At 62.9% G+C, this 14,974-nt stretch carries 13 protein-coding genes; 12 read left to right on the forward strand and 1 reads right to left on the reverse strand.

Features of this window, described 5'->3' with window-relative positions; genetic code table 11:
* Positions 1 to 56 precede the first annotated feature (56 nt).
* From benC to LJX93_RS12765, 9 genes are all read left to right on the forward strand, one after another.
* Positions 57 to 1,070, forward strand: coding sequence for a benzoate 1,2-dioxygenase electron transfer component BenC (benC, locus tag LJX93_RS12725; RefSeq protein WP_033697720.1), 1,014 nt, complete (start codon positions 57 to 59; stop codon positions 1,068 to 1,070).
* A 55-nt stretch (positions 1,071 to 1,125) separates the two neighbouring features.
* Positions 1,126 to 1,887 (forward strand): 1,6-dihydroxycyclohexa-2,4-diene-1-carboxylate dehydrogenase, encoded by a 762-nt coding sequence (locus LJX93_RS12730; RefSeq protein ID WP_227697258.1) that lies wholly within the window; start codon positions 1,126 to 1,128, stop codon positions 1,885 to 1,887.
* A gap of 56 nt (positions 1,888 to 1,943) precedes the next feature.
* On the forward strand, positions 1,944 to 3,272 hold the full coding sequence (locus LJX93_RS12735; RefSeq protein ID WP_227697259.1) for an MFS transporter: 1,329 nt from the start codon (positions 1,944 to 1,946) through the stop codon (positions 3,270 to 3,272).
* A gap of 64 nt (positions 3,273 to 3,336) precedes the next feature.
* On the forward strand, positions 3,337 to 4,536 hold the full coding sequence (locus LJX93_RS12740; protein ID WP_033697725.1) for a benzoate/H(+) symporter BenE family transporter: 1,200 nt from the start codon (positions 3,337 to 3,339) through the stop codon (positions 4,534 to 4,536).
* A gap of 53 nt (positions 4,537 to 4,589) precedes the next feature.
* Entirely contained in the window at positions 4,590 to 5,840 is a 1,251-nt protein-coding gene (locus LJX93_RS12745) for an OprD family porin (RefSeq protein WP_095064781.1), read from the forward strand.
* Between the two features lie 104 nt (positions 5,841 to 5,944).
* Positions 5,945 to 7,021 (forward strand): metal-dependent hydrolase, encoded by a 1,077-nt coding sequence (locus LJX93_RS12750; protein WP_033697728.1) that lies wholly within the window; start codon positions 5,945 to 5,947, stop codon positions 7,019 to 7,021.
* A gap of 3 nt (positions 7,022 to 7,024) precedes the next feature.
* Complete coding sequence (locus tag LJX93_RS12755) at positions 7,025 to 7,717, forward strand: TraX family protein (RefSeq protein ID WP_156310279.1); 693 nt, start codon at positions 7,025 to 7,027, stop codon at positions 7,715 to 7,717.
* 190 nt (positions 7,718 to 7,907) lie between these two features.
* The gene (locus LJX93_RS12760) at positions 7,908 to 8,120 is read left to right on the forward strand and encodes a cold-shock protein (protein WP_003179963.1); all 213 of its coding nucleotides are present in this window, start codon (positions 7,908 to 7,910) and stop codon (positions 8,118 to 8,120) included.
* Between the two features lie 309 nt (positions 8,121 to 8,429).
* Positions 8,430 to 8,654 (forward strand): hypothetical protein, encoded by a 225-nt coding sequence (locus LJX93_RS12765; RefSeq protein WP_033697731.1) that lies wholly within the window; start codon positions 8,430 to 8,432, stop codon positions 8,652 to 8,654.
* 54 nt (positions 8,655 to 8,708) lie between these two features.
* On the opposite strand, the gene LJX93_RS12770 is transcribed toward LJX93_RS12765, so the two are convergent.
* Positions 8,709 to 9,719, reverse strand: a complete 1,011-nt coding sequence (locus LJX93_RS12770; protein ID WP_227697260.1) for an aldo/keto reductase — start codon at positions 9,717 to 9,719, stop codon at positions 8,709 to 8,711.
* Positions 9,720 to 9,995: 276 nt separating this feature from the next.
* On the opposite strand from LJX93_RS12770, the gene LJX93_RS12775 reads away from it, so the two are divergent.
* The 3 genes from LJX93_RS12775 (at position 9,996) to LJX93_RS12785 (ending at position 14,954) form a co-directional block, all read left to right on the forward strand.
* Positions 9,996 to 12,176 carry a PQQ-dependent dehydrogenase, methanol/ethanol family gene (locus LJX93_RS12775; protein ID WP_033697735.1) on the forward strand — a complete coding sequence of 727 codons (2,181 nt, stop codon included), beginning with the start codon at positions 9,996 to 9,998 and terminating at the stop codon, positions 12,174 to 12,176.
* Positions 12,177 to 12,224: 48 nt separating this feature from the next.
* A complete protein-coding gene (aldA, locus tag LJX93_RS12780) occupies positions 12,225 to 13,616 on the forward strand; it encodes an aldehyde dehydrogenase (protein ID WP_414004138.1) in 1,392 nt (463 codons plus the stop codon).
* 318 nt (positions 13,617 to 13,934) lie between these two features.
* Positions 13,935 to 14,954, forward strand: a complete 1,020-nt coding sequence (locus tag LJX93_RS12785; RefSeq protein ID WP_227697262.1) for a PAAR domain-containing protein — start codon at positions 13,935 to 13,937, stop codon at positions 14,952 to 14,954.
* Positions 14,955 to 14,974 lie beyond the last annotated feature (20 nt).

Consider the following 14,974-nt stretch of genomic DNA (forward strand, 5'->3'; position numbering starts at 1 on the left):
AGCCGCTCGGTGTGCCGCTTGGCGCGCCGTGGCGACGCTCGCCCGCGAGGTGCTACATGAGCTTCCAGATCGCACTGAATTTCGAAGACGGGGTGACCCGCTTCATCGAGGCCGATGGCCATGAAACCGTGGCCGACGCTGCCTATCGCCAGGGCATCAACATCCCGCTGGACTGCCGCGACGGCGCCTGCGGCACCTGCAAGTGCAAGGCCGAAGCCGGGCGTTACGACCTGGGCGACAACTTCATCGAAGACGCCCTGAACGAGGACGAAATCGCCGAAGGCTACGTGCTGACCTGCCAGATGCGCGCCGAAGCCGACTGCGTGCTACGCATCCCGGCGTCTTCGCAACTGTGCAAGACCGAGCAGGCCAGCTTCGAGGCCGCCATCAGCGATGTGCGCCAGTTGTCGGCGAGCACCATTGCCCTGTCTATCAAAGGCGAGGCGTTGAGCCGGCTGGCGTTTCTGCCGGGGCAGTACGTCAACCTCAAGGTGCCGGGCAGCGAGCAGAGCCGTGCCTACTCGTTCAGCTCGCTGCAAAAGGACGGCGAAGTCAGCTTCCTGATCCGTAACGTACCCGGCGGACTGATGAGCAGTTTCCTTACCAGCCTGGCCAAGGCCGGCGACAGCATGAGCCTGGCAGGGCCGCTGGGCAGCTTCTACCTGCGGCCGATCCAGCGGCCGCTGTTGCTGCTGGCCGGTGGTACCGGGCTGGCACCGTTCACCGCGATGCTGGAGAAGATCGCCGAGCAGGGCAGCGAACACCCGCTGCACCTGATCTACGGGGTGACCAACGACTTCGACCTGGTCGAACTGGACCGCCTGCAGGCCTTGGCGGCGCGCATCCCCAACTTCACCTTCAGTGCCTGCGTGGCCAACCCTGACAGCCAGCATCCGCAGAAGGGTTACGTCACCCAGCACATCGAGCCGCGCCACCTCAACGACGGCGATGTGGATGTGTACCTGTGCGGGCCGCCGCCGATGGTCGAGGCGGTCAGCCAGTACGTGCGTGAGCAGGGGATTACGCCGGTGAACTTCTACTACGAGAAGTTCGCGGCGGCTGCGGCCTGAGCGTTCGTGGGGGCTGCCGCTCCCACACAGACAGCATCAATATGGAGCGTTTCAGATGACGACAAGATTTCACGATAAAGTCGCCCTGGTCACCGGTGCTGCCCAGGGCATTGGCCGAGGGGTGTGCTGGCGGCTGAAGGCCGAAGGCGCGCAAGTGGTGGCGGTGGACCGTTCCGAGCTGGTGCACGAACTGGCCGGGCAGGGCATGCTGACCCTCACCGCCGACCTCGAGCAGCACAGCGATTGTGCACGGGTCATGGCCGCTGCAGTCGAGGCCTTCGGGCGCCTCGACATCCTGGTCAACAACGTCGGCGGGACCATTTGGGCCAAGCCCTTCGAACACTATGAAGTGGAACAGATCGAGGCCGAAGTGCGCCGCTCACTGTTCCCGACCTTATGGTGCTGCCACGCCGCCTTGCCCTACATGCTGGAACGGGGGGCAGGGGCCATCGTCAACGTTTCGTCCATCGCCACCCGTGGCGTCAACCGCGTGCCCTACGGCGCGGCCAAAGGCGGCGTGAACGCACTGACCGCCTGCCTGGCCTTCGAAACCGCCGGCCGCGGTATCCGCGTCAATGCCACCGCCCCTGGCGGCACCGAGGCGCCGCCGCGGCGGGTGCCACGCAACAGCGCCGAGCAGAGCGAGCAGGAAAAGGCCTGGTACCAGCAAATCGTCGACCAGACCCTCGACAGCAGCCTGATGCACCGCTACGGCAGCATCGACGAGCAGGTTGGCGCAATCCTCTTCCTGGCCTCCGACGAGGCCTCCTACATCACCGGTGTGACCCTGCCGGTAGGGGGCGGCGACCTCGGCTGAGCCACACCCTAAGGCAAAGGTTTTCTTCCACAACAAAAACAATAGAGACAGCTGCCATGCGAACCCTTGACGTACACCCGATCATCGATAACGCGCGCTTCACACCCTTCCACTGGATGGTCATGGCCTGGTGCGGCCTGTTGCTGATCTTCGACGGTTATGACTTGTTCATCTACGGCGTGGTGTTGCCGGTGATCATGAAGGAGTGGGGGCTGACGCCACTGCAGGCCGGCGCCTTGGGCAGCTACGCGTTGTTCGGGATGATGTTCGGCGCCCTGGTATTCGGCAGCCTGGCCGACCGGATCGGGCGCAAGAAGGGCATCGCCCTGTGCTTTGCCCTGTTTTCCACGGCAACCATCCTCAACGGCTTCGCCAGCAGCCCCAGCGAGTTTGGCATCTACCGCTTTATCGCCGGCCTGGGCTGCGGTGGGTTGATGCCCAACGCCGTGGCACTGATGAACGAATATGCGCCAAAACGCCTGCGCAGCACGCTGGTGGCGATCATGTTCAGTGGCTACTCGATGGGCGGCATGCTTTCGGCAGGCGTCGGTATCTTCATGTTGCCGCGTTTCGGTTGGGAGTCGATGTTCTTCGCCGCAGCCGTACCCCTGTTGCTGTTGCCGGTGATTCTCTACTACCTGCCAGAATCCATTGGTTTTCTGGTACGCCAAGGGCGCACCGATGAAGCCCGCGCACTGCTCAAGAAGCTCGACCCCGCTTGCGACATACAGCCTGGCGACACGCTGCAGGCAACGGACCGCAAGGGCGGCGGCAACGCTGTCGTGGAGCTGTTTCGCAACGGCCTTGCCGTGCGCACCCTGGCCCTGTGGCTGGCGTTTTTCTGCTGCCTGCTGATGGTCTACGCACTCAGCTCGTGGCTGCCAAAACTGATGGCCAACGCAGGTTACAGCCTGGGTTCGAGCCTGTCGTTCCTGCTGGTGCTGAACTTTGGCGGCATGGCCGGGGCTATTCTGGGGGGCTGGTTGGGCGACCGCTACAACCTGGTGAAGGTCAAGGTCGGCTTCTTCATCGCTGCGGCACTGTCGATCAGCTTGCTGGGCGTGAACAGCCCGATGCCGGTGCTGTACCTGCTGATCTTCATCGCCGGCGCCACCACCATCGGCACGCAAATACTGCTGTACGCCGGCGCGGCGCAGATGTACGGCCTGTCGGTACGCTCCACCGGCCTTGGCTGGGCCTCGGGGATCGGCCGCAACGGCGCCATCGTCGGCCCGCTGCTGGGGGGCGCACTGATGGGCATCAACCTGCCGCTGCAACTCAATTTCATCGCGTTCGCCATCCCTGGCGCAATTGCTGCGATGGCCATGGCCGTGCACCTGGCCAGTGGCCGGCGGCATGGCCTGGCTACGGCTGCGCAGGCCTAGCAAGATCACAGGCCTTGCAAGAGGCCTGATCCACACACCCGCCCCAAGCCTTGCGAGAGGTGCCATGAAAACCCTGTTCAAGGACAGCTCGCTGTCCGCCATCGTCGCCGGTTGCCTGGCGACGATGATTTCCTACGCCGGCCCGCTGGTGATCATCTTCCACGCCGCCGAGGCCGCGCACATGCCTCACGGCCAGCTGTCGTCCTGGGTGTGGGCCGTTTCCATGGGCAGCGGTGTGCTCGGCGCATTGCTGAGCCTGCGCTATCGGGTGCCGGTGGTGATCGCCTGGTCGATCCCGGGTTCGGCCCTGTTGGTGACTGCCTTGCCGGCACTAGGGCTGGAGCAGGCCGTGGGGGCCTACCTGGTGGCGAACCTGATCCTGCTGCTGATCGGCATCAGCGGGGCCTTCGACCGCATCATCACACGCCTGCCCGGGTCCATCGCCGCTGGCATGCAGGCGGGCATCCTGTTCAGTTTCGGCACCGAGGTGTTCCGCGCCTTGCCCGTGCAACCGCTGCTGGTACTGGCGATGTTCGTTACCTATGTGCTGATGCGCAGGGTTCAGCCGCGTTATGCGGTGGCCGCCGTATTGTGTATAGGGGCCGTCGTCACCGTGGCCAGCGGCGCGTTCCGCAGTGAGGCCCTGGTGCTGCAACTGGCCTCGCCACAGTGGGTTACCCCGCAGTTCAGCCTGGCGGCGGTGTTCAGCCTGGCGCTGCCACTGGTGCTGGTGGCCCTGACCGGGCAGTTCATGCCAGGGATGGCGGTGCTGCGTAACGCCGGCTACGCCACACCGGCCAGCCCTTTGATCGGTGCCAGCGCCATCGGCGGCGCCTTGCTGGCACCTTTCGGTTGCCACGGCCTGAACCTGGCAGCCGTCACCGCCAGCCTGTGCACCGGCCATGAGGCCCATGAAAACCCGCGCCGGCGGTATGTCGCGGCCGTCGCCGGCAGCGTGTTGTACCTGCTGTTGGGGGTTGCCGGTGCCACGTTGATGTCGCTGTTTGCTGCCTTCCCTGCGGCATTGATCGCGGCCCTTGCCGGGCTTGCCCTGTACGGGGCGATCAGCGAAGCCCTGGCGCGCAGCCTGGCCGAGCCTACGGAGCGCGATGCCGGCCTGTTCACCTTCCTGGTCACCGCCTCGGGGGTGTCTTTCCTTGGCCTGTCGGCGGCGTTCTGGGGGCTGTTGTTCGGCCTGTTGGCGCATGCGCTGCTCAGGCTGCGTCGGCCGCAAGCGAGCGAGGTATTGCGCCGTACCCCATGAGCCCCGTGTTCCCAGCGCTTTACCCATAACAACAAGATCAAGAGAGCTTCGGAATGAACCACACCCCTTGCGTTGCCATCGGCCTGACCTTGCTCAGCCAACCTGCGCTGGCCGCTGATGGCGGCTTCTTCGAGGATTCGAAAGCCAGCCTCAGCGCCCGTAATTACTACTTCAGCCGTGACTTTTCGGACATCGTCGGGGCCAATCAGCAGTCCAAGGCCGAGGAGTGGGCCCAGGGCTTCATTCTCGACTTCAAGTCGGGGTACACCCCCGGCACGGTCGGCTTTGGCGTGGATGCCCTGGGCCTGTTGGGCATCAAGCTCGACAGCAGCCCTGACCGGGTCAATACCGGCCTGCTGCCGGTGCATGGCGATGGCCGCGCCGCAGACGACTACAGCCGCCTGGCACCGACGTTCAAGGCCAGGGTGTCGAAGACCGAGCTGCGTGTTGGCGAGCTGCAACCCAACTTGCCGGTGCTGACCTTCAGCGATATCCGCCTGTTACCTCCGACTTACCAGGGCGTGAGCCTAAGCACGTCCGAGCTGCAAGGCCTGAGCCTGCAGGGCGGGCATTTGCGGTCCACGCACCTGCGCAACGAAGGCGGCGACGGCAAGATGAACGCCATGCTCGGCCATGTGCCGATGCGCCAGGCACAAAGCGATGCGTTCAACTATGTCGGCGGCGACTACGCGTTCAATGCGAACCAGAGCAGTGTCAGCCTGTGGTACGGGCAACTGGAAGACATCTACGAACAAGGTTTTGTCGGCTTCAAGCACAGCAAACCCGTGGGGGACTGGGTGCTGAGTGCCAACCTGGGGTACTTCACCGCCCGCGAAGACGGCGACGCACTGCTCGGCACCATCGACAACCAGGCCTTCTTCTCGCTGTTCACCGCCCGGCAGGGTGGGCACAGCGTGCATGTGGGGTACCAGGGCATCTACGGCGACAGCCCGTTCCCCCGGGTATTCGCCAACATCTCACCGTTGGGTAACGAGGTCCCCACCTACGAGTTCGCGTATACCGACGAGCGCTCCTATCAGCTGCGCTACGACTACAATTTCGCCGCCATGGGCGTACCCGGGTTGACGGCAGGGGTGCGTTATATCACCGGCAACAATGTCGATACCGGGCTGGGCTATGAGGGCCGTGACCGCGAGCGGGACCTGGATATCGGCTACGCGGTGCAGAGCGGGCTGCTGAAAGGGTTGGGGATCCGGCTGCGCAATGCCATGGCCCGCTCCAACTACCGCAGTGATATCGATGAGAACCGCCTGATCCTGGTGTACACCTGGCAGTTGCTGTGAATACCCATCGCCCGGCTGTTGCCACCTTTTGTCACTGAACCGCATTTGCACCGCAGGGCTGGAGAGGGGTAGTTTTCCTGGGTCATCCACACAGGAACTCCCCCTTGGACTCATTGACCCAAGCCGTACTCGGCGCCGCCCTGCAGGGCACTGTGCTCGGCCGCATCCAGGGCCGCCGTTCGCTGCTGTATGGCGCCGCGCTGGGCACCCTGCCTGACCTGGACGTGATCATCCGCTACGCCGACCCGGTCTCGCAGATGACCTACCACCGGGGTTTCTCCCATTCCCTGTTCGTCCTCACCGGGCTGGCGCTGTTGCTGGCCTGGTGCGTCAACAGGTACTGGCCGGGCAAAGGCTACACCTTGCCGCGGCTGTTCCTGGCGTTCTGGCTGGTGCTGGTCACCCACCCGGTGCTCGATGCCTTTACCGTGTATGGCACGCAACTGTTCTGGCCGCTGTCGGTTACCCCGCAAAGCTGGGCGGCGGTATTCATCATCGACCCGGTCTATACCGTGCCGCTGCTGGCCGCAGTGGTCTACACCCTTGCCAAGGGGGTGACGGGCAAGGCCGTGAGGCTGATGACCCTGGCACTGGTCTTCAGTACCGCCTACCTGGGCTTTGGCCTGGCCGGGCGCATGCAGGCGGAGCAGCGTTTTCAGGCAGCCCTGGACCACCAAGGCATCCCGGCCAGTGACGTACGCGCCGTGCCTATCGCCTTCAACAGCCTGATCTGGCGCGTGCTGGCCAAGACCCCGGACGGGGCGTACTACGAAGGTGTCAGCAGTTGGCTCGATCAACATCCGCCGGAAATGCAGCGCCTGCCCCGCAACCTTGAACTGGCTTCGGCGCTTGCCGTTGCGCCACTGCATCAACGCCTGCGCTGGTTCACCGGTGACTGGCTGCGTTACGACGAGGTCGACGGCGCGCTGGTGGTGACCGACCTGCGCATGGGGATTCCAGGCAACTACACCTTCCGTTTCAACATGGCCCACCGCGACAGCCAGGGGCACTGGGTTGCCGATACCCCCACGGCATGGCAGGGGGCAGGGGTAGCGTCGATGTTCAACAGCCATGACCTGGCCTTGATCTGGCGGCGCATCGTCGACCAGCAACCGCCGCTGCCGCTGGCTGCCTGGACCTCCCGCTACCTGGCGCCGACGGCGGCACAGCGCGGGCACTAGGGGATGCGCTCGGCAGGGCTGGACCTGGTCAAGTGGGTGGCGATCGTGACCATGGTCGCCGACCACCTGCGCTTCATATGGCCGCGTGCCGAAGGTTTGTTCATCCTTGGCAGGTTGGCCTTCCCGCTGTTTTGCCTGGCTATCGCCGTCAATGTCGGGCGCCGGCACGGGGGGGCGCTGTCAACCGGCGTCAACCTGCGCTACTTGGGCGCGATGCTGGTGTTTTCAGTAGTGTCCGAATGGCCCTACCGTTGGCTGGACAGCGGTTCGCAAACGTTCAGTGTGATGCCGACGCTGGCCCTTGGGCTCCTGGTAGTTTTGGGCGTGCAGCAGCATCAGGTGGCAGCACGGGTACTTGGCCTGGTAGCCCTGGCGGCTGCGGCCCTGTTCAGTGAACGCCTGATGTACGGCCTGGCCGGCGTGCTGTTGCCGGCCGCCTGGCTCATGGCCCGCCGCCTGGGCGCGCTGACGTGGCTGCTGCCGTGCCTGCTGGCAATGGCGGGCAACCTGACCAACGGCTGGTTGCGCGAACATCCGCTCGCGCCGTTCACCCTGCTGACTTTGGCCGCCGCTGCCCTGGCGGTGCCGTTCGGCTGTTTGCTATTACGTCGTGATGAGTGGCGCGTGCCAGCGGTGGGGCGCTGGGGGTACCTGTTCTACCCGGTGCATTTGCTGGTGATCAATGCGCTTATTTGAAGGGGTACAGGGGCATTTTGCCGGTGAATTCGGGTACAGGATTCAGCTATTTTCGATACTGGTAAAATTGTTAGTAGCTTCTCGCCGACAAAGCGCTCAATATGTGGCTTGCAGGGGCTTGTTGTTTGACATGGCCCTCGTTGTAAATTTCACGGAAAACGCATCAAAACAGCCATCGAGGGCTCAGAGCATGTCCAACAGACAAACCGGTACAGTTAAATGGTTCAACGATGAAAAAGGCTTCGGCTTCATCACCCCACAGGGCGGTGGCGACGATCTCTTCGTTCATTTCAAAGCCATTGAATCGGACGGCTTCAAGTCGCTGAAAGAAGGCCAGACTGTCAGCTTCGTTGCCGAAAAAGGGCAAAAAGGCATGCAGGCCGCCCAAGTGCGTCCTGAGTAAGACACGTACCAGCCGGCTCAACGTTCGAACAGGCACCCGCAACCTTGCGGGTTGACCGAGGTACTTGATCGAACGATGTGAAGCCAGGCAATTGTGTAACGTGTAAAAAAAGCTCCGTATCGAAAGATATGGGGCTTTTTTCGTTTTGGCTGGACAGTAGCCGTGGTCGCCCGATCAACAGGGATTACCTGGTAATAGTGCTAGTAGCCGTCTGCTTGCCGATGGGCGATTATTTACAGTGATCCGTGAATAGTTTGCTCCAGGCTACTGATAACAGTGACCAGTCAAACACAACAGGAGGTGCTGCTCATGCCCAAAAAAGCGCAGTCGCTGACCGCAATGTCGTTAGCACAGGTTGATCCCCAGTTTGTAGCACCGGGGGTTGGCGAGGTGGTGTTTCTGATGGGGGACGGCGGCCAAGGTGCCCCAATCATCCGCGAGGGTCAGCACGTCAGTTATGAAATCGAGCAGCGGGAAGATGGGCTGTTCTATGCGGTGAACATCGTCATCGAAGATGAGCCACCCTTGAACTAGATTAACTGCTCGATGGCTGGCCAGGGGGCTTCATAGCCCCTTGCCGATCTGCCTTCAACCGCGCGCCAGTCGTCCGCTGACAAAGTGCGCCACATCATTGAAACCTGGGGTAGATGCATGCCCCGGCGTCACCAGCGAATCGATGAACGCTTCATCCTCTGCCGTGATCTTCACCTCCAGTGCCCCGGCATAGGTGTCCCATTGCGCTTCGGTGCGGGGCCCGACAATCGCCGAACTGACCTGTTGGTTGTTGAGCACCCAGGCAATCGCAAATTCCACGATACCCACGCCCTTGGCCTCGACGTATGCCTGGATCTGGCGAGCGATGGCCAGTGACTCCTGGCGCCACTCCACTTCCATGATGCGCTTGTCCTGGCGCCCGGCACGGCTGCCGGCATCCGGTACCGAGCCAGGTGCGTACTTGCCGCTTAGCACGCCGCGGGCCAAGGGGCTGAACGGTACCACGCCCAGGCCATGGTAGGCCGCTGCGGTTAATTGCTCGGGTTCTGCCTGGCGGTTGACGATGTTGTACAGCGGCTGGCTCACTACCGGCTTGGCCACGCCCAGGCGCTCGGCCAGGTTGCAGATTTCGGCAATACGCCAGCCGCGGAAGTTGGACACGCCCCAGTAACGGATCTTGCCCTGGCGCAGCAGGTCGCCGATCGCCTGCACGGTCTCCTCCAGCGGCACCTTGTGGTCCTCGCGGTGCAGGTAGTAGATGTCCAGGTAGTCCAGGTCCATGCGCGTCAACGTGGCATCGATGGCATTGAACACATGTTTACGCGACAACCCGCTGCGGTTGGGCAGGCCGTCGGCGGGGCCAAAACCAACCTTGGAGGCGACGATCCAGTCCTGGCGATGACGTGCCACGGCTTCGCCGACAATTTCTTCCGAGTGCCCAGCGTTGTAGACATCGGCGGTGTCGATGAAGTTGATGCCCTGATCCCAGGCTTTTTCGATGATCCGCAGGGCGTCTTCGGTGCTGGTCTGCTCGCCGAACATCATGCTGCCCAAGGTAAGGGCGGAAACCTGCAGGCCACTTTGGCCGAGGGGACGGTAGATCATGCGGGGGAGTCCTTTGCAGTGGGCTGATGTGCCTGTTTTACACAGAACCAAGCGGCATTGAAAGCCTGCAGCAAGGGCTGACACACCTGTGTCACGGCCGCATCAGCTGTGCCATGGCTGCTGCAGCCACAGCCTGCAGACAAGCGCAGGCCGTTTGCGCTCGAACCGCTCTGGCATGGCTGTTTCGACGGGGCTGGGCGACGCTGGCACAACCGTTGCTCTGTCTGTTGCAGGCGCCTGCCATGGCGTCGCCATAACAAGAACGGAGAAGCCACCATGAACCGAACAGGCCCGCACCGCCGGCCCCTCCCGCACGCCCTGGGCTGCCTGGCCCTAGCCTTGGCCTGCTGCGCACCTGCCTATGCCGCCGACGTCGATGGCAAACGCATCATCGCCGCCGACCAGGAACCCGGCAACTGGATGAGCCACGGCCGCACCTACGATGAGCAACGCTTCAGCCCCCTCAAAGCCATCAACCAGGACAACGTCAATCAGCTAGGCCTGGCCTGGAGCTACAAACTCGACCTGGACCGTGGGGTGGAGGCCACGCCCATTGTGGTAGATGGGGTGATGTACACCACGGGGCCGTTTTCGGTGGTGTACGCGCTGGATGCCCGCAACGGCAAGCTGCTCTGGAAATACGACCCGCAGTCGGATCGCAACCGTGCCGGTGAGGCCTGCTGCGATGCGGTAAACCGAGGCGTGGCGGTGTGGCAGGGCAAGGTCTACGTCGGCGTATTGGACGGGCGCCTGGAGGCGATCGATGCCAAGACCGGCAAGCGGGTCTGGTCGGTGGACACCCGCAGCGACCATAAACGCAGCTACACCATCACCGGCGCGCCGCGGGTGGTCAACGGCAAGGTCATCATCGGCAATGGTGGGGCGGAGTATGGCGTGCGCGGCTATGTAACGGCCTATGACGCCGAAACCGGCAAGCAGGCCTGGCGCTTCTTCACCGTGCCAGGTGACCCCAAGCTGCCGCCGGAAGACAAGGCCATGGAAATCGCCAGCAAGACCTGGCACGGCGATGCCTTCGTCGAGTGGGGCGGTGGCGGCACGGCCTGGGACTCGTTCGCCTACGACCCGGAGTTGAACCTGCTGTACATCGGCGTCGGCAATGGCTCGATGTGGGACCCGAAATGGCGCAGCCAGGCCAAAGGCGACAACCTGTTCCTGTCGTCGATCGTCGCGGTCAATGCCGACACGGGCGAATACGCCTGGCACTACCAGACCACCCCGGGCGATGCCTGGGACTTCACCGCCACCCAGCACATGATCCTTGCCGAACTACCGATCGACGGCAAGCAACGCAAGGTGCTGATGCAGGCACCCAAGAATGGCTTTTTCTATGTGCTGGACCGCGCCACTGGCGAGCTGCTGTCGGCCAAGAACATCGTGCCGGTGAACTGGGCCAAGGGCATCGACATGAAGACCGGGCGGCCCATCCTCGACGACGAGGCGGCGGCCTACTGGAAGGACGGCAAGCGCAAGTTGGTGACCCCGGCATTCTGGGGCGCTCATGATTGGCACCCGATGTCGTACAACCCGAACACGGGGCTGGTGTACATCCCGGCGCATATCATGTCGGCCTACTACGAGCACATTCCCGACGCACCCAAGCGCAACCCGTTCAAAAGCGTGTACCAGCTCGGCCTACGCACCGGCATGATGCCCGAGGGTGCCGAAGGCCTGCTGGAGATGGCCAAGACCTGGTCCGGCAAGCTGATCGCCTGGGACCCGGTTAAACAGGCGCCAGCCTGGGAAGTGCCCTACATCACTATCTTCAACGGTGGCACCTTGAGCACCGCCGGCAACCTGGTGTTCGAAGGCAGCGCCGATGGCCGGGTGATCGCCTACGCCGCCGACACCGGCAAGAAACTCTGGGAGTCACCGGCCGCCAGTGGCGTGATGGCGGCACCGATCAGCTACTCGGTCGATGGCGAGCAGTACGTCACCTTCATGGCCGGTTGGGGCGGGGCATTCTCGACGTTTGCCGGGGCACTGTCGCTACGTGCTGGGGTACAGCCTTTCTCCCAGGTGCTGACCTACAAGCTTGGCGGTAATGCCACGTTGCGTGAGCCGGCACCGCCCGCCAACGCGCCCGAACCACCACCCCTGACCGCTGATGCCAACGCAGTGGCCGCCGGTGCTGCCCTGTACGACGGCAACTGTTCGCAGTGCCATGGTATTCATGCCGTCAGCGGCGGCGTACTGCCTGACCTGCGCAAGCTCAGCGCGGAAAAACACCAGATGTTCCTCGGCATCCTCTATGGCGGCCGCGTGCCCGATGGCATGCCGTCGTTTGCCGACAACCTCAAGCCCGAGCAGGTGGAACAGGTGCACCAGTACCTCATCAAGCGTGCCCATGACCTCAAGCGCGAGGGCAGTACCTGGCAGCAGTTCAGCGCCAAGCCGGCTGCCCAGTCGCCACTGGCCGACAACCACCCACAGGAGTGAATGACCATGACTGCAACGATCTACCAGAACTACATCGACAATGCCTTCATGCCCAGCGAGCAACTGATTGAGGTGTACAACCCGGCCAACGCACAGCTGCTGGGGCGTGTCCCGGAGTCGCCGGTGGAGCACGTGGAGCGGGCCATTGCCGCAGCGCGTCAAGCGCAAAAAGGCTGGGCGGCCAAGCCTGCCATCGAGCGCGCCGGGTATCTGCGCCAGATCGCGACAAAGGTACGCGCCAATGCCGAACGCCTGGCGCGCATCATCACCCTGGAAGGCGGCAAGGTGCCGGGGCTGGCGCAGGTCGAGGTCAACTTCACGGCCGACTACCTCGACTACATGGCTGAATGGGCGCGACGCCTGGAAGGCGAGGTGCTGACCAGCGACCGCGCCAATGAGCACATCTTCCTGATGCGCAAACCCTTGGGTGTGGTGGCTGGGATTTTGCCGTGGAACTTCCCGTTCTTTTTGATCGCCCGCAAGATGGCCCCGGCGTTGTTGGCGGGGAACACCATCGTAATCAAACCCAGTGAGGAAACGCCGATCAATTGCTATGAGTTCGCGAAGTTGGTGGCCGAGGCCGACCTGCCAGCGGGTGTGTTCAACGTGGTCGGCGGCAAAGGGGCGAGCGTCGGCCATGGGCTGTCCAGCCATGCCGGTATCGACCTTGTAAGCTTTACCGGTAGCGTCGCCACCGGCGCACGGATCATGGCTGCGGCGGCGCCGAACATCACCAAGCTCAACCTTGAACTGGGCGGCAAGGCCCCGGCGATCGTGATGGCGGACGCCGACTTGGACCTGGCGGTGAATGCCATCGTCGCCTCGCGGGTGATCAATACAGGCCAAGTGTGCAACTGCGCCGAGCGGGTGTACGTGGAGCGCCAGGTGGCCGACGTCTTCGTCGACAAGGTGGCCCAGGCCATGGCGGCCACCCGTTATGGCGACCCGTCGAGCCGTGCCGACCTGGACATGGGGCCGCTGATCAACCAGGCCGGGCTCGACAAGGTGGCGCAGATGGTGCGAACGGCGGTCGGGCAGGGCGCCCAACTGGTGACCGGCGGGCAGGTGGCCGACCTGGGTGCCGGGTTCCATTACCAGCCGACTGTGCTTGCGGGCTGTGCGTCGGACATGGAGATCATGCGCAAGGAAATCTTCGGGCCGGTGTTGCCGATCCAGGTGGTCGATGACCTGGACGAGGCGATTGCCTTGGCCAACGACAGCGAATACGGGCTGACGTCTTCGCTTTACACCCGCGACCTGAATGCGGCGCTGAAGGCCTGCCGCGAGATCGACTTTGGCGAGACCTACATCAACCGGGAGAACTTCGAGGCCATGCAGGGCTTCCACGCCGGGGCGCGCAAGTCCGGGGTCGGCGGGGCGGATGGCAAGCACGGCTTGTATGAGTACATGCGCACGCAGGTGGTGTACATCCAAGGGTAGAGGGTGGCTCTGCTGGCCTCTTCGCGGGGCAAGCCCGCTCCCACTGAACAACTGCTAACTCATCGATTTAGCGAGACGCTGTGGGAGCGGGCTTGCCCCGCGAACACCGGCGAAGCCGGTGCCAGGCACCGTGCACGGCCATTCGCGGAACAGGTGTTTTACCTGTGTGCGTGCTTTCCTGCTCAGTAGCAGATTGATCAATGGCGTATGGGGCAGTACCTGCACGCTGCTTGTAGGGTAATTCTGATTTTCGCAGGCCCAGGCTTTTGCATGTTTTTCCAGTGTTAGCTTCCAGCTTTCTACGGCCGGAGGCTATTCATGACGCGCATATCGATACATGGAAAAGGGCAAGCGCTGGATGGCGATATCACCACCACAGGCGCAGTCTGCATTGCCAGCAGTACGAACTACCGGGGGGACAACCGACGTACGCTGCGCCTGGGCGATGCCACGACCGAGTGCCCGAACTGCAAGAAGGTCGGTGTCATTGTAGAAGGGGTGAATGCTTTCGTCATCGGAGGTAAACCGGCTGTTGTCGATGGGGCGCTGGTCAAGTGTGATTGCCCAAACGGCAGCAACCGGGTCATCGCGCAGTCAGCCATGCACCGGGCTGGCAGCCGTCCTGCTCAGGCTGCATCGCCTGCCTCTGCCGTCAGCCATTCGGCGCCTTCATCAGGGCAGAGTCCTGCTCAAGTGTACAACGCATCTCCCGTCGGCTCATCATCGATACTTGAGCCTGGCTTCCATATTGTGCAACGCAGCATGTCGTTCGGACAGGTGCTTCAGAGCCTTGGCGCGACGCACAGCCCTTTGCCAGTGGCGTTATTGCAGCGCTTGAATCCTACCTTCCCAGATGGTTTCAAGGCGGGCGAGATATTTGTGCTGGGCAGCCCAAGCAGTGGGCATGCCTGCAGCGCGCTGGAAAACGAACTGATCATGGTGGCCGAAAAGACGAGGGAGTCCCTGTCGATTCTCTCCCGTGAAGAAGCTAACTTCATGATGAAGCACATCGGTGAGATTGCCGGGGTGCTCAATGGCGCCAGCCAGTCGATGGGGGTGGGCAAGGACATGCTTGAGCGTGGACTGGGGCAGGTCAAGGACACGTTGAAGGGCATTGAGGCTTTGCACCAACAGCAGTTTGTTTTGCATGGCCACTTGAACAGTGCGGAGTTCTTCGCCAAGCGCAGGGGGCTTTATGAGCAACTGAGCGCCCAGTTGCGCGTAGGTTTTCTGAACAAGACATTGAACCTCGGCAGTTACGACACGCTCCGCCGCGACCTGGGTATCTCCACCAAAAGCCTGGTGCATCATTGGACCAAGGCAGGCGTGCCGGGCTAGATACCCGGATATGCGAGCCA

This window comes from Pseudomonas sp. HN2-3, assembly GCF_020691745.1.
GTDB lineage: Bacteria > Pseudomonadota > Gammaproteobacteria > Pseudomonadales > Pseudomonadaceae > Aquipseudomonas > Aquipseudomonas capeferrum.